Source organism: Rhodococcus sp. 077-4, from assembly GCF_047782425.1.
Taxonomy (GTDB): Bacteria; Actinomycetota; Actinomycetes; order Mycobacteriales; family Mycobacteriaceae; genus Rhodococcoides.
Genome location: NZ_JAJPWC010000004.1, coordinates 1 through 14,930, shown reverse-complemented (window position 1 = coordinate 14,930; position 14,930 = coordinate 1). Strand labels below are relative to the sequence as shown.

Below are 14,930 nucleotides of genomic sequence, written 5' to 3'. Positions count from 1 at the left end.
TGACAAGCGTCAGTGTGCCACCACGAACGACCGGTCGGAGCACTCCCGACAGTGCAATTCGTCACACCGAATCGGGTGCCGCATGCTCCCGCCAACCGTTGGTGATCGGCATGCGTCGATCGCGTCCGAACGCGCGAGAGGTCACCTTGGTGCCGATCGGATACTGACGCCGCTTGTACTCCGAGGCGTCGACCTTGCGCAGAATGTCCGCGACCACCGCCGCGTCGAACCCAGCGGCCACGATGTCCTCGAACCCCTGATCATGGTCGACGTAGCGAAAGACGATGGCATCGAGTTCGTCGTAGTCGGGCAACGAGTCGGTATCGAGCTGACCCGGCCGAAGCTCGGCCGAGGGTGGCTTGTCGATGCTCGACTCGGGGATCGGTGGAATGTCCCCACGGTCGGCAGCAGACTTGTTTCGCCACCGCGCCAAATCCCACACCAGCGACTTCGGCACGTCCTTGATGGGCGCGAAACCTCCGACTGCATCCCCGTAGATCGTCGAATAGCCAACGGCCAGTTCGGATTTGTTGCCGGTGGCCAGAACCAGATGGCCGGAGGTGTTGGACAGTGCCATCAACACCATCCCCCGGCAGCGCGCCTGAATGTTCTCCTCCGCCAAGCCGGTCAAGTGCAGCTGCTCGACGTAGCACGCCACCATGTTCGCAATCGGCTCCACCCGGAAGTGGATGCCGGTGCGCGACGCGAAATCCTCTGCATCGGTGCGGGAGTGAGTCGACGAGTACGTCGACGGCATCGACACGCCGTGCACCGCATCGCTGCCGAGTGCATCGACGGCGATGGCGGCAACCACCGCCGAATCGATACCCCCGGACAGTCCGAGCGCGACCGATCGAAAGCCGTTCTTGTGCACGTAGTCTCGTAGACCCGTCACCAATGCGCCCCACACCTGTTCCTCGGTGCACGGGACCTCGGCGAGGAACGGTTCGGCTCGTTGCCAGCCGGTGATCGCCACGTCGGGTAGCACCACCCGATCGATGGTCCACCCGGGCACCGCAGAGGCGTCCGGACGCGGATCGGTCGGCGCATCCACGTCGACGATCAGCAGATGCTCGACGAACCGAGGGGAGCGGCCCCACGTCGAACCGTCCGGTCCGACGACGAAGCTCGCCCCGTCGAACACCAACTCGTCCTGGCCACCGACCACGTTGACGTAGGCGATCGGAGCGCCGATCTCGGTTGCACGTCGCAGGGCGATGGAGCGCCGTACCTCGTCCTTGCCCTGCTCGAAGGGACTGGCGTTGAGGCAGAGCAACATGTCGACCCCGGCGCGGGCATAGGCGGTCACGGATCCGCCCGGTTGCCAGATGTCTTCGCAGACAACGACTCCGAGCCGCACGCCGTTCACTGTCACGATGGACAAGTGCGAACCGGGAGCGAAATAGCGGGCCTCGTCGAACACCCGGTAGGTGGGGAGCGAGTGTTTGTCGTAACGAGTCGTCACCCGTCCGTCGACGATCACGGCCGCACTGTTGCGCGAGCCCTCGGCATCGCGATCGAGATAGCCGACCACCACGATGCGGTCTCCGCACCCGGCGCTGTCCAGAGCGGCGGCCAAGTCCGTGAGGGCGCGGGACGACGCGGCGGCGAACGACGGTCGCAGAGCCAGATCCTCGACGGGGTATCCCGTCAGGGCCATCTCGGGAAACACCACCACGTTGGCACCGTCGTGCGCCGCGCGGACCGTCCACTCGACGATCGCTGCGGAGTTTGCCGCGAGGTCTCCGACGACGGAATTGATCTGGGCGAGGGCGAGTCGAAGTGCCTGCACTGCGACCACGCTAGTGCTCAGGTGCCGTCCCCGCCGGGCAGCGAGGGCAGAGCGCTCGAAATACCTGGCACGATCGAACCATGAGAACGCGCACCAGGAGCACGGTCGTGGCGCTGTCCACGGTCGCCGTGCTGGCCGTCGGTTGCTCCGGCTCCGAGCCGGCAGCAACACCCGAGAACTCCGCTGCGCCAGAAAGCTCGGCATCGGTCGCCGGTCCGATCCCCGCGGGGCTGGAGGAGTTCTACGACCAGACCCTGCAGTGGGAGTCCTGCGACCGATACAACACCGACGGCAGCGAACTGGGTAGCTCCGTCGAGTGCGCGATGGTGACGGTGCCGCTCGACTACGCCCATCCCGCCGGCACAACCATCGAGGTGGCCATCTCGAGGACGGAAGCGACGGGCGAAAAGATCGGATCGATACTGATGAACCCCGGCGGGCCCGGCTCCTCGGGGCTGTATCTCGCCGAGCAGGCCGACGGCACCGCCATCGCCGATCGGTTCGATCGCATCGGCTTCGATCCACGCGGAATCGGCGCGTCCGAGCCGCAGGTGCGATGCCTGACGACCGACGAGGTGGACCAGGAACGCCGTGAACCCGATGTCGACGTCAGCCCGGAGGGTATTGCGGCGACCGAGGCCGAACACCGGGAGTACGCCGCGAACTGCGTCGAACGCACCGGGGCGGATGTGCTCGAACACGTCGGTACCCGGGAAGTGGTTCGCGACATGGACGTCATTCGTGCGGTCCTCGGCGACGAGAAGCTGACCTACATCGGCTACTCCTACGGCACGCGGATCGGCACCGCCTACGCCGAGGAATTCCCGTCGAACGTCCGGGCCATGGTGCTCGACGGTGCGCTCGATCCCGACCAGTCACCCGTCGACGAGGCCGTCGCCCAGGGGGCGGCGTTCCAGACGGCATTCGATCAGTTCGCCGCCGACTGCGCTCAGACCGATACCTGCCCGCTCGGAACAGATCCCGCACAGGCCGTCGCGCAGTTCCGGTCGCTGGTGGACCCGCTGATCGACCGGCCCGCCGAGACGACCGATCCGCGGGGTCTGAGCTACGACGACGCGATCACCGGGGCCCAGCAGGCGCTGTACTCACAACAGCTGTGGCGTCTGCTGCGGGCAGGACTGAGCGAATTGCGCGATGGGCGGGGAGACACACTGCTGCGGCTCGCAGACACGTACTCCGGGCGGCTCGAGGACGGCAGTTACACCAACATCGACGACGCCTTCAACGCCGTTCGCTGCGTCGACGGCCCGCCGACCACCGATCGCGCCGCGGCCGACGAGGCCGATGCCCGGTTCCGCGCCGCCGCTCAGTACCTGGACGACGGCCGGGCGACCGGCAACGCACCGTTGGATCTGTGCGCCTTCTGGCCGGTACCCAATACCGGCGATCCGCACATCGTCGATGTAGAAGGACTGCCGACGCTGGTGGTGGTCTCGACGACCAACGACCCGGCCACGCCCTACCAAGCGGGTGTGGAGTTGGCGGCCCAGCTGCGCGGAGATCTGGTGACGTACGAGGGAACCCAGCACACGGTGGCATTCTCCGGAGTCGAGTGTGTCGACGATCCTCTGGTGAGTTACCTCGTCGATTTGAAGGCACCGGGTCCTGGGCTGGTCTGCTGACGCCCTACCTCACCGGGTGAGAAGTGCGCAGAGAGTTTCACGAAGTGAGACCGAATTCACGATGTAACACAGATTTAACTCCGTTTGCTTACTCTCGCGTTCATGGATCGTCAAAAGGAATTCGTGCTCCGGACCCTCGAAGAGCGCGACATTCGTTTCGTCCGCCTCTGGTTCACCGACGTGCTCGGGTACCTGAAGTCGGTGGCCATCGCGCCGGCCGAACTCGAAGGTGCATTCGACGAGGGAATCGGTTTCGACGGCAGCGCCATCGAAGGATTCGCCCGAGTGTCCGAGGCGGACACGGTGGCCAAGCCCGATCCGTCGACCTTCCAGATCCTTCCGTGGTCCACCAGCAAGGGTCACCAGCACTCCGCACGCATGTTCTGCGACATCGCCATGCCCGACGGCTCGCCGTCCTGGGCCGACTCCCGCCACGTGCTGCGTCGCCAGCTGAGCAAGGCCGCAGACCTGGGATTCAGCTGCTACGTGCATCCCGAGATCGAGTTCTTCCTGCTCAAGGACGCCCCACAGGACGGCTCACCGCCGACCCCGGCAGACAACGGCGGATACTTCGACCAGGCCGTCCACGACTCGGCCCCGAACTTCCGTAGGCACGCCATCGACGCACTCGAGTCCATGGGCATCTCGGTCGAGTTCAGCCACCACGAGGCAGCACCGGGTCAGCAGGAGATCGACCTCCGCTACGCCGACGCGCTGTCGATGGCCGACAACATCATGACGTTCCGCTACGTGGTCAAGGAAGTTGCGATCGAAGAGGGCGTGCGCGCGACGTTCATGCCCAAGCCGTTCAGCGATCAGGCCGGCTCGGCGATGCACACCCACATGAGCCTCTTCGAGGGCGACACCAATGCCTTCCACAACCCGGACGATCCGATGCAGCTCTCGGAGACCGGCAAGTCGTTCATCGCCGGGATCCTCGAGCACGCCAACGAGATCAGCGCTGTGACCAACCAGTGGGTCAACTCCTACAAGCGACTCGTGCGCGGCGGCGAAGCGCCGACCGCGGCGTCCTGGGGTCCGGCGAACCGCTCGGCACTGATCCGGGTGCCGATGTACACCCCGAACAAGGCGTCCTCACGCCGCGTCGAGATCCGCAGCCCCGATTCGGCCTGCAACCCGTACCTCGCCTTCGCGGTGCTGCTCGCGGCCGGTCTTCGCGGAATCGAGAAGGGCTACACCCTTCCGCCCGAGGCCGAGGAAGACGTGTGGGCACTGACCTCGGCCGAGCGTCGTGCCATGGGCTACAAGGAGCTGCCGGGCAATCTCGATCAGGCTCTGAACGCGATGGAAGGTTCGGAGCTGGTCGCAGAAGCACTGGGCGAGCACGTCTTCGACTTCTTCCTCCGCAACAAGCGTCGCGAGTGGGAGGAATACCGCAGCCACGTCACGCCGTACGAGCTGAAGGCCTACCTGGGTCTTTAACAGCACGGCGTCGTCATGAGCTACGTTCTAGTCGATCGTGAATGGTAGTTCCGATGCCGGCGCGGGCACCCTCGTGTCGCATTACTGACGACGGGGTAAAACTGTGGCACGCCGAGGTGGATTCTAGATGGTGCGTCCTCCGACCTCCAGATCCGTCGTTCCCGGACCTGGCCGTCTCGGCCTCGTCGAAGAAAATGCGCCGTCCGACCTGCGCACCCTCGGCTGGACGAACGAAGACAGCCTCGAGTTGCTGTGGTCGCTCTCTCGCGCGCCCAACGCGGATCTCGCGCTGCGCACCCTGGTGCGAATGTACGAACTGCTCGGTTCCGGGTGGTCGGAATTCGACACGGCGCTGCGCACCGACAAGGGATTCCGCGGGCGAGTCCTCGGCCTCGTGGGCGCATCGAGTGCTCTCGCTGATCACCTGGTAGCCGACGACACCACGTGGCGTCTGTTGCTCACCAAGGAAGGCCAGAGCAGCGGAGTCTCGTCGAAGATCGTGCTCCCCACGAAAGCCGCCCTGGTAGCGGAACTGCTCGACGCGGTGGGGGCCGAGCCCGAGACCGGACCCAACGCAGCACCGGATCTGTACCGCGCGTCCGTCACCGGACCTCCCGCAGTGATCGCGCTGCGCAAGAAGTATCGCGACCAGATCATGGTGCTGGCTGCGTACGACCTCGCCGCAACGGTCGAGAACGAACCCGTCCTGCCGTACACGGTGGTTGGGTCGCAACTGTCCGACATGGCCGACGCCGCGCTCACCGCAGCTCTTGCCGTTGCAGTGGCCACCGTGTGCCCGGACGCCCCGTGCCCGACGCGCCTTGCCGTCGTCGCGATGGGCAAATGCGGTGCGCGAGAACTCAATTACGTATCCGACGTCGACGTGATATTCGTCGCCGAACCCGCCGATGCCCAGGCAAGCCGCATCGCCGGCGAGATGATGCGCATCGGATCCTCGGCGTTCTTCGAGGTCGACGCGGCCCTGCGTCCCGAGGGCAAACGCGGCGAACTGGTTCGCACCCTGGATTCGCACGTGGCGTACTACAAGCGCTGGGCCAAGACCTGGGAATTCCAGGCGCTGCTCAAAGCACGGCCGATGACCGGTGACATCGCGCTCGGCAACGATTACGTCGACGCGGTCAACCCGATGGTGTGGTTGGCCAGCCAGCGCGAGGACTTCGTGCCCGAGGTTCGGGCGATGCGGCGTCGGGTCGAGGAGATGGTGCCGCCCGAGCTCCGCGAACGCGAGATCAAGCTCGGACGCGGAAGCCTGCGAGACGTCGAGTTCGCCGTTCAGCTTCTGCAGCTGGTGCACGGCCGAACCGACGAGTCGTTGCGCGTGCTCGGTACGACCGACGCACTGACCGCACTCACCGAGGGTGGGTACGTGGGCCGCGACGACGCCGCGAACCTCACGGCGTCCTACGAGTTTCTCCGGCTGATCGAGCACCGCCTGCAGATGCAGCGGATGCGACGCACGCACACTCTGCCTCCTCAGGACGACGAGGAAGCGTTGCGGTGGCTGGCCCGGTCTGCGCACATGCGACCGGACGGCAATCGCGACGCTCTCGGTGTGCTCAACGCCGAAATCAAGCGAAACGCGCAGCGCATCAGGCGGTTACACGCCAAGCTCTTCTACCGGCCGCTCCTCGACTCGGTGGTCAAGTTCGACTCCGAGACAGTGCGTCTGACCCCCGACGCCGCGACGCGTCAGCTCGCCGCGCTCGGCTACAAGACCCCGCAGAACGCGCTCGGCCATCTACGTGCGCTCGTCGGTTCCGGAACTCGCCGCGGTCAGATTCAGGCGGTGTTGCTGCCGACGCTGCTCGAATGGCTGGCCGACACCCCCGACCCGGATGCCGGACTGCTCAACTACCGCAGACTGTCGGAGTCCGCGGGGGAGCAGACATGGTTCCTGCGCGTGCTGCGCGACGAAGGTGCGGTGGCGCAGCGGCTGATGATCGTGCTCGGCTCGTCGGCGTACGTGCCTGATCTGTTGATCAAGGCCCCCGAGGTCATTCGGCTGTTCGCCGACGGACCTACCGGCCCACGACTGCTCGACGTCGAGCCCGAAGAGACCTATCGCGCCATCCTGTCTTCCTCCGCCCGCTACGAGGACCCGGTACGGGCGATCAACGCGGCCAGGGCGCTGCGGCGGCACGAGCTGGCACGGGTCGCCTCCGCCGACATCCTCGGCATGCTCGATGTGCCGCAGGTGTGCCGTGCGCTGTCGTCGGTCTGGGCTGCCGTCATTAACGCCGCCCTGGCCGCTGCCATTCGGGCCAGCGAGATCGAGCGCGGTGAACCGGCACCGGCAACCTTGGCCGTCATCGGCATGGGGCGCCTCGGCGGCGGCGAACTCGGCTACGGCAGCGACGCGGACGTACTGTTCGTCTGCGAACCAGTCGAGGGCATCGACGAGACCGTTGCAGTCAAGTGGGCCAATACAATTGCCGACCGCATCCGTAAGTTGCTCGGAGCGCCCAGCACCGACCCGCCGCTCGAAGTCGACACCGGCCTACGGCCCGAGGGCCGCAACGGACCGGTGGTGCGCACCCTGGCCTCGTACGCCGCGTACTACTCGCAGTGGGCCCAGGCATGGGAAGTGCAGGCTCTGTTGCGCGCTCACCAGGTGGCCGGCGACCAAGATCTCGGCATCCGATTCCTGCTGATGGCCGACAAGGTTCGCTACCCCGAGGGCGGAGTGTCGGCCGACGCAGTCCGCGAGATTCGACGCATCAAGGCACGCATCGACTCCGAGCGCCTGCCCAAGGGCGCTGACCCCGCCACCCACACCAAGCTCGGACGCGGGGGACTGGCCGACATCGAGTGGACGGTTCAGCTCATTCAGCTCAGGCACGCCCACAAGGTTCTGACCCTGCACAACACCTCGACACTGCAGTCACTCGACGCCATCGGCGCGGCCGAGCTCATGAGCGAGACCGACGTCGAACTGCTTCGGGAAGCGTGGATCCTGGCGACGAAAGCACGAAACGCGCTGGTGTTGGTTCGCGGAAAGCCGACCGACCAACTCCCGGCACCGGGTGCCGTCCTCTCCGCAGTCGCCCAGGTGGCGGGCTGGGAGAACGGCGACGCCGGCGCGTTCCTCGACAACTACCTGCGTGTGACGCGTCGGGCAAAGGCAGTGGTGGAGAGGACGTTCGGCGGACTCTAGTCGCTGCCCGCGGTGACGAAGCCCTGCTGAACCATCCAGTCGCGTGCGACCTCGGCTGGTTCACGGCCGTCGATGTCGACCTGCTTGTTCAACTCGGAAATGGCCTCGTTGGTCAGTGCAGCCGAAATCGGTGCGGTCAGTTCGGCAATCTCCGGATACCGATCGGCCACATCCTGGCGGATGACGACCGTCGCGTTGTAGCGGGGGAAGAAGGCCTTGTCATCCTCGACGACAGTCAGATCGAGACCCTTGATACGGCCGTCGGTGGTGAACACCTCACCGAACCGGCACGGTGAGCCCTCGGCAGTGGCTTGATAGATGACACCGGTCTGCAGAATCTGCACCGGGAGCGTGCTCGCGTCGAACCCGTAGGTGGCCGCAAGCCCGGGCAGCCCGTCCTGGCGACTGTTGAACTCGGTCTCGACGCACAAGGACGCGGCAGCGGGATCTCGCGCGACCAAGGCCGCGTAGTCGGACAGCGTTCGCACCCCGGTCTCCTGCGCCACCTGCTGGTTCATCGCCAACGCATACGTGTTGTCCATCGGGGCGGGATTGACCCAGTCGATGCCATTGGCCTTGTCTGCGTCGCGCACCGCCTCGAACTGCTCGGTGGCGTCGGGAATGGGGGTTTCGTTGCCCAGGTAGTTGATCCAACCTGTGCCGGTGTACTCGTAGGCAAGGTCCACCTGACCGCTCTGCATCGCCAGCCGCACGCTCTGCGACCCGGCAATGTTGGTGAGGTCTCGCACGTCGGCACCGGCAGCGTCCAGCGCGAACCCCAGGATGTAGCCGAGCACGATCTGTTCGGTGAAGTCCTTGGAGCCGACGGTGAATTCGGCACCGGCCAACTCCGGACGGGCCGTGATGCTGCCGGGTTCGACGGACAGCGGCATGGCGCTGCCCGACTGCAATCCACACCCGGTCAGTCCGAACATCGCGACGGCGCACAGGGCCGTGAGTCGTCGAGTGGTGCGCCGCATCAGCGGAGTCCTTTCGGTCCGAGGAACGCCTCGGCGAGAGCGCCCAGCCAGTCGACCAGGAGTGCGAGCGCGACCGCGAGGACCGCTCCCACCACGAGGATGATCGGTTGGTTGAGCTTGTAGCCGGTATCGATGAGCACGCCGAGTCCGCCTGCGCCGACGAGGAAACTCAGCGTTGCCGTTCCCACTGCCAACACGAGCGAGGTACGCAGACCGGCGAGGATGAACGGGACCGCCAACGGAAACTCGATGCGTCGCAGGATGCCCATGTTCGACATTCCCTGCCCGCGTGCCGCGTCGATGTAGTTCGGGTCGACAGTCTGGAAACCCAACATGGTGTTCCGCAGGACCGGCAACAGTGAATAGAACGCGATGGGCAGAACGCCCGCGGTGAATCCCGTCCACCCGGTGGCCAGGAACAGCAGAACCAACAAGCCGACCGCGGGCGCGGCCTGGCCGATGTTGGCGATCCCGACGAACAGTGGAGCCAACTTCCGGTACCTGGGCCGCGTCAGGAGTATCCCGAGCGGTACCGCGATGACGAGGACGAGGGCCGTCACGACGAACGTGATCGCGATGTGCTCGCGAAGGGCAGTGATGATGCTGCTTGCGTTGAGTGTGCCTGCTTGAGTGGCGGTGAGATCGCGGCTGAAGGTGTACACCAGCAGCGCGGCCACGATGACGAGCACGACCACAGGTTGAATGAGCAGCCGCAGCCGCTCGGCCCGCTTGGCGGTGCGCGCGGCATCCTTGGTGTCGTCGCCGGTATCGGCAAGCGTCGTCACGAGGGTGTCCCGACATCGGCGCGCGGCTCGTCGTGGTCGTTCGCGTGTTGGGACCGCAAGGATTTGATGGTGTCGATGAGTACGTCGATCGTCACGGTGCCGACGTACTCGCCGCGGTTACCGGTCACGGTGGCTGTCGCATTGCCCTCGGACAACAGCGCCTCCAGCGCGTCCTGCAGCGTGGATTGCGTCGAGACCATCTCGCCCATCGGCACGCCCACATCGCGCAGGCTCCCGACCCCCGCGAGGTGACGCCGATCCGTCCACCGAAGCGGACGCTTGCGCACGTCGAGAATGATTCCCCACGCCTCGGGATCGGATCCGAGAGCAGTGTTCATCGATTCCACCGAATCGTCCTCCCCGAAGACCGGGACGTCGGACAGTTCGATGTCGCGTACCCGCATCAACGTCAACTGCTTCAACGCAGCCCCGGCCCCGACGAACCCGGCCACGGTGTCGTCCGCGGGGTTCGCGAGTACCGCCTCGGGAGTGTCGTACTGCAGGATGGTCGACTGGTTGCCGAGAACAGCGATGCGGTCGCCGAGTTTGACGGCCTCGTCGAAGTCATGGGTCACGAACACGATGGTCTTGCCCAGTTCGGCCTGCAGCCGCATCAACTCGTCCTGCAACAGTCCGCGGGTGATCGGATCGACTGCGCCGAAGGGCTCGTCCATCAACAGCACCGGGGGATCGGCGGCGAGAGCGCGGGCGACGCCGACACGCTGCTGCTGGCCACCGGAGAGCTGACGTGGATACCGCTCGCGGTACACCGCCGGATCGAGGCCGACGAGATCTAGCATCTCGTCCGTGCGATCTTCGATGCGCTTCTTGTTCCAGCCGATGAGTCCCGGCACCATGCCGACGTTCTGCGCAATCGTCATGTGCGGGAACAGCCCGGCCTGCTGAATGGAATAGCCGATGGTTCGGCGCAGCTCGTTGGGGTCGATGGAGAGCGCGTCTTTGCCGCCGATGGTGATGCGCCCCGACGTCGGCTCGATGAGCCGGTTGATCATGCGCATCGTCGTCGTCTTGCCGCAACCCGACGGTCCGACGAGAACCACGACTTCGCCGGCGGGAATGGTCATGGACACGTTGTCCACGGCGGCGAGCTTCTGCCCCGGGTAGCTCTTGGTGACGTTCTCGAGCACGATCTCCGCGCCGGAAACATTGGATGTACGGGTCGAGTCACTCACGGATACCCCTCGAGGTGGTCAGTTTGCCGATCAACACGTAGATCCCGTCCAGGATCAACGCCAGCAGGACGATCAGGACAGTGCCGGTGAGGGCCTGCGGTAGGGCAGTGGGGCTTCCGACGCGAGCGAGCCCGGAGAACAGTAGGTTGCCCAGGCCAGGCCCTTTGGCGTACGCGGCGATGGCGAGAATGCCCATGGCCATCTGCGTGCTGATGCGCATGCCGGTCAGAATCGACGGCCAGGCGAGGGGAATCTCGATGCGCCGCAACACGAGTGTGCGACTCATACCGATTCCGCGAGCGGCATCGGCCACGGCCGGGTCGACCGCAGCGAGGCCGACGACGGTGTTGCGAATGATGGGAAGCAGCGAATACAGAACCAGCGCCGTCACCGTCGGTTTGACGCCCAGTCCCATGATCGGGATGAGCACACCGAGCAGTGCGAACGAGGGGATGGTCAGAACCGTGCTGGCGAGTGCGGTCGCGACTGCGGAGCCCGCGGGGCTGCGATAGACCAGAATCCCGACTGCAACCCCGATGACAGTGGCGATGATGACGCACTGCACGACCGCCGAGACGTGGAGATACGAATCGATCGCCAACTGCCTTCGTCGCCCGACGATGAAGTCCCACAGAGCATCCATATGGTCGTCGTCCTCTGGTCGGCCGTGCGCGGATTCCTTCTTGTACCCCGTTGACGGACCTTCAAACAATGAGTGAACAGATCGGCAGTCGAGGGTTGCAACGGTGCAGCCCTGCCAACACGAAAACGCCCGGCCGATGGGTACCGGCCGGGCGTTTTCAGTGTGAAATCAGACGATCACACGTCGTAGTACAGCGAGAACTCGTACGGGTGCGGCCGCAGGTTGACCGGAGCGATCTCCTGTTCGCGCTTGAGCGAGATCCAGGTCTCGATCAGGTCGGTGGTGAACACGCCACCCTCGGTGAGGTAGTCGTGATCGGCCTCGAGCCGGTCGATGACCGCGTTGAGTGACGTCGGCGCCTGGGGGATGTTCTTGGCTTCCTCGGGCGGCAACTCGTAGAGGTCCTTGTCGACCGGTGCCATCGGCTCGATCTTGTTCTTGATTCCGTCCAGGCCCGCCATCATCTGAGCGGCGAAGTTCAGGTACGGGTTGCCCGAGGAGTCCGGCGCACGGAACTCGAGACGCTTGGCCTTCGGGTTGTTGCCGGTGATCGGGATACGAACCGCGGCGGAGCGGTTGCGCTGGCTGTAGACCAAGTTGATGGGGGCTTCGTAGCCCGGCACCAAACGGTGGTACGAGTTGATCGTCGGGTTGGTGAATGCCAACAGCGACGGCGCGTGGTGCAGGATGCCGCCGATGTAGTGGCGGGCGAGATCCGACAGTCCGGCGTATCCGGCCTCGTCGTGGAAGAGGGGCTTGCCGTCCTTCCACAGCGACTGGTGCACGTGCATGCCCGAGCCGTTGTCTCCGAACAGGGGCTTCGGCATGAACGTCGCCGACTTGCCGTTCTTCCATGCGGTGTTCTTGACGATGTACTTGAAGAGCTGCAGATCGTCGGCCGCGCGGAGCAGCGTGTTGAACTTGTAGTTGATCTCCTGCTGACCACCGGTGCCGACCTCGTGGTGCGCACGCTCGAGCTCGAAGCCCGCGTTCTGGAGGTTGGTCGAGATCTCGTCACGCAGGTCGACGTAGTGGTCGTACGGTGCGACGGGGAAGTAGCCACCCTTGTAGCGGACCTTGTAGCCGAGGTTCGGTCCACCGTCGGCCTCGGTCTCGGCTCCGGTGTTCCACCAGCCCGAGGACGAGTCGAGCTCGTAGAACGCGCCGTTGGCCTGCGAGTCGAAGCGCACGGAATCGAAGATGTAGAACTCGGCCTCGGCACCGAAGAACGCGGTGTCGGCGATGCCGGTGCTGGCCAAGTACTCCTCGGCCTTGCGCGCAACGTTGCGCGGGTCGCGGCTGTACGCCTCACGCGTGAACGGGTCATGGACGAAGAAGTCCATGTTGAGGGTCTTCGCGTTGCGGAACGGGTCGATCTGAGCAGTGGCGTAGTCCGGCAGCAGAATCATGTCGGACTCGTGGATCGACTGGAAGCCGCGGACGGACGAACCGTCGAACGCGAGGCCGTCTTCCAGGGTGTCCGCCGTGAACGCCTTGGCAGCAATGGAGAAGTGCTGCTGTGCACCCGGCAGATCCGTGAATCGGATGTCGACGTATTCGATTCCTTCATCTGCGATGAACTTGATGACCTCTTGGGCCGTGGAAAACGCCACGCTTTTGCTCCTTAGTTGAGAGTCCGTCGAGCTGACGGTATGGACTCGGTGTTGCCCGCCCGTCAAGCCCGTGTTTCGCCCGTGTTACGCGTCCTGGCTCACGGTTGGCACGAACAACAGTACGTCCGCGCGTTTTTCCGTGTGCCGGGCCGCGCCTATCCTGGGAATCATGGCACGAATGACAGGGTCCTGGTTGTCCGGACCGGCGGCTGCGAACCCACGGCAGCCACAGAACTTCCGCGGTGAGGAACTGGGCTTACCCCGACAGGGCGTCGGCGCTCTGGCCGGGGCAGGACGCAGAATCCTCGCGCTACTGCTGGACTGGACGATGGCCACCGGCGTGGCGTCGTTGATCCTCGGCGGATACACCACCAGTGGCCTGATCTCGTCGATTGTGCTGGCGGTGTGGTTCGTCGTCGGCCTTGCGTCTGTCTCGCTGTTCTCGTTCACACCAGGGCAGTTCGTCGTCGGTATTCAGGTCGGGCGAATCGACGCGCCCGCGCGAGTCGGTTTCGTCCGTGCGCTGGTACGGCAGTTGATCCTGCTGTTCGTCGTCCCGGCCGTCATCACCGATATGGACGGGCGCGGAATGCACGACCGCGCAACAGGAACAGCCCTGCTGCGGACCCGCTGACGGGTCGCACACCAGGGCTGTCGATCGAGAACTGCGGCTGATCAGCGGCGCTTCATGGTGCGCTGAACACCCTTCATCTTGGCTCCGCCGGGGATGGGTCCCTTCGGCATGGCCGGGCCACCCTTGGTACCGAGAGCGGCGAGACGCGACTCGATGGTGTCCATACGCTTGCCGTCGATGTTCTTGGGCAACTTGGACAGGTACTTCTGCAGACCGGAGAGCGGGATCTGGTTCTCTCCGTTTCCGACGATGACGTCGTAGATCGGTGTGTCGCCCACCAGGCGGGCGGTCTTCTTCTTCTCCTGCGCCAGCAGAGCCTTCACGCGCTGCGGCGCACCTTCGGCCACGAGAATGACACCGGGCTTACCGATGACACGGTGCACTGCGTCGAGGTGAGTGGTACCGGCAATCGCGTTGGTGACCCGCCACGAACCCTGCAGGTTGTCCAAGGCCCACGCGGCCGCCCCGGCTTGGCCGTCGGCCTTCTTGTACACCGACTTCTGCACTCGACGACCGAAGATGATGAACGCAACCAGGACACCGAGGAGCAGTCCGATAGGGAGCAAGAACCACTGGAAGTCGAACACCAGACCGATGAGGAAGCCGACGAGCCCCAGCCCGACAACCGCCCCGATCATCAGCGGAAGGAGAACCTTGTCGTCCTTGCGCTGCATCTGAAACGCCTGCCAGAGCTGACTGCGCCGTTCCTTCGATGCCTGCTTGCGTGCTGCCTTGGCAGCCGCTTTTGCTTCCTTGCTGGGCTTTGCTGCTTTGCCAGCCTTACTGCCGTTCGCCATAGCTCACAGGATACGTCCTGTGCCGGCGCTCACTCGCACCGCGCCGGGTTGGGAAACGAGGGTCAGCGAGCTGCCAGACGCGCCATCAACGAACTGGCCTCCTGCGAGGCCTCGCCACCGTCGGTCAGGTGACTCATGCTCTCGGGCAACTCGCGGCCGTGATGCGCCATGGCCTGCGCGTACAGGCGTCCGGCGCGGTAGGACGAGCGGACCAACGGGCCGGCCAACACGC

Annotated in this window: 11 protein-coding genes and 1 pseudogene; 4 read left to right on the top strand and 8 right to left on the bottom strand. The window is 65.1% G+C overall.

Annotated features, from left to right (window positions below):
• Nucleotides 1-61 precede the first annotated feature (61 nt).
• A complete protein-coding gene (locus ACNEOT_RS20430) occupies nt 62-1,792 on the bottom strand; it encodes an NAD+ synthase (protein WP_415976401.1) in 1,731 nt (576 codons plus the stop codon).
• Nucleotides 1,793-1,872: 80 nt separating this feature from the next.
• Between ACNEOT_RS20430 and ACNEOT_RS20425 the strand changes: the two genes are divergently transcribed.
• The 3 genes from ACNEOT_RS20425 to ACNEOT_RS20415 all read left to right on the top strand — a co-directional run bounded on the left by ACNEOT_RS20425 (nt 1,873) and on the right by ACNEOT_RS20415 (nt 8,053).
• Complete coding sequence (locus ACNEOT_RS20425; protein ID WP_415976399.1) at nt 1,873-3,435, top strand: alpha/beta hydrolase; 1,563 nt, start codon at nt 1,873-1,875, stop codon at nt 3,433-3,435.
• Between the two features lie 102 nt (nt 3,436-3,537).
• Nucleotides 3,538-4,878 (top strand): type I glutamate--ammonia ligase, encoded by a 1,341-nt coding sequence (gene glnA, locus ACNEOT_RS20420; protein WP_094679073.1) that lies wholly within the window; start codon nt 3,538-3,540, stop codon nt 4,876-4,878.
• A 127-nt stretch (nt 4,879-5,005) separates the two neighbouring features.
• Complete coding sequence (locus ACNEOT_RS20415) at nt 5,006-8,053, top strand: bifunctional [glutamine synthetase] adenylyltransferase/[glutamine synthetase]-adenylyl-L-tyrosine phosphorylase (RefSeq protein WP_415976397.1); 3,048 nt, start codon at nt 5,006-5,008, stop codon at nt 8,051-8,053.
• On the opposite strand, the gene ACNEOT_RS20410 is transcribed toward ACNEOT_RS20415, so the two are convergent.
• From ACNEOT_RS20410 to glnA (ACNEOT_RS20390), 5 genes are all read right to left on the bottom strand, one after another.
• Nucleotides 8,050-9,033 (bottom strand): glycine betaine ABC transporter substrate-binding protein, encoded by a 984-nt coding sequence (locus tag ACNEOT_RS20410; protein ID WP_415976396.1) that lies wholly within the window; start codon nt 9,031-9,033, stop codon nt 8,050-8,052. The two genes, ACNEOT_RS20415 and ACNEOT_RS20410, sit on opposite strands and share 4 nt — an antisense overlap.
• Entirely contained in the window at nt 9,033-9,818 is a 786-nt protein-coding gene (locus ACNEOT_RS20405) for an ABC transporter permease (RefSeq protein ID WP_415976395.1), read from the bottom strand. Before ACNEOT_RS20405 ends, ACNEOT_RS20410 begins: the two co-directional genes overlap by 1 nt.
• A complete protein-coding gene (locus ACNEOT_RS20400; protein WP_415976394.1) occupies nt 9,815-11,011 on the bottom strand; it encodes an ABC transporter ATP-binding protein in 1,197 nt (398 codons plus the stop codon). Before ACNEOT_RS20400 ends, ACNEOT_RS20405 begins: the two co-directional genes overlap by 4 nt.
• Entirely contained in the window at nt 11,004-11,654 is a 651-nt protein-coding gene (locus tag ACNEOT_RS20395) for an ABC transporter permease (RefSeq protein ID WP_415976393.1), read from the bottom strand. The genes ACNEOT_RS20400 and ACNEOT_RS20395 overlap by 8 nt, the downstream gene beginning before the upstream one ends.
• 176 nt (nt 11,655-11,830) lie before the next feature.
• Nucleotides 11,831-13,267, bottom strand: a complete 1,437-nt coding sequence (gene glnA / locus ACNEOT_RS20390; protein ID WP_027497406.1) for a type I glutamate--ammonia ligase — start codon at nt 13,265-13,267, stop codon at nt 11,831-11,833.
• Between the two features lie 169 nt (nt 13,268-13,436).
• Between glnA (ACNEOT_RS20390) and ACNEOT_RS20385 the strand changes: the two genes are divergently transcribed.
• A complete protein-coding gene (locus ACNEOT_RS20385; protein WP_415976391.1) occupies nt 13,437-13,901 on the top strand; it encodes an RDD family protein in 465 nt (154 codons plus the stop codon).
• Nucleotides 13,902-13,942: 41 nt separating this feature from the next.
• Here ACNEOT_RS20385 and ACNEOT_RS20380 read toward each other — a convergent pair whose 3' ends face one another.
• Nucleotides 13,943-14,698: a DUF4191 domain-containing protein gene (locus tag ACNEOT_RS20380; protein WP_415976390.1), complete on the bottom strand. Its 756-nt coding sequence runs from the start codon at nt 14,696-14,698 to the stop codon at nt 13,943-13,945.
• A 62-nt stretch (nt 14,699-14,760) separates the two neighbouring features.
• A pseudogene (locus ACNEOT_RS20375) lies at nt 14,761-14,930 on the bottom strand (lipoyl synthase); the annotation flags it as partial.

Excerpts from the sequence above, each read along its gene's own strand:
- ACNEOT_RS20425 (WP_415976399.1), top strand. The coding sequence starts at position 1,873 with ATGAGAACGCGCACCAGGAGCACGGTCGTGGCGCTGTCCACGGTCGCC.
- ACNEOT_RS20395 (WP_415976393.1), bottom strand. The coding sequence starts at position 11,654 with ATGGATGCTCTGTGGGACTTCATCGTCGGGCGACGAAGGCAGTTGGCG.
- ACNEOT_RS20415 (WP_415976397.1), top strand. The coding sequence starts at position 5,006 with ATGGTGCGTCCTCCGACCTCCAGATCCGTCGTTCCCGGACCTGGCCGT.
- glnA (WP_094679073.1), top strand. The coding sequence starts at position 3,538 with ATGGATCGTCAAAAGGAATTCGTGCTCCGGACCCTCGAAGAGCGCGAC.
- ACNEOT_RS20410 (WP_415976396.1), bottom strand. The coding sequence starts at position 9,033 with ATGCGGCGCACCACTCGACGACTCACGGCCCTGTGCGCCGTCGCGATG.
- ACNEOT_RS20380 (WP_415976390.1), bottom strand. The coding sequence starts at position 14,698 with ATGGCGAACGGCAGTAAGGCTGGCAAAGCAGCAAAGCCCAGCAAGGAA.
- ACNEOT_RS20385 (WP_415976391.1), top strand. The coding sequence starts at position 13,437 with ATGGCACGAATGACAGGGTCCTGGTTGTCCGGACCGGCGGCTGCGAAC.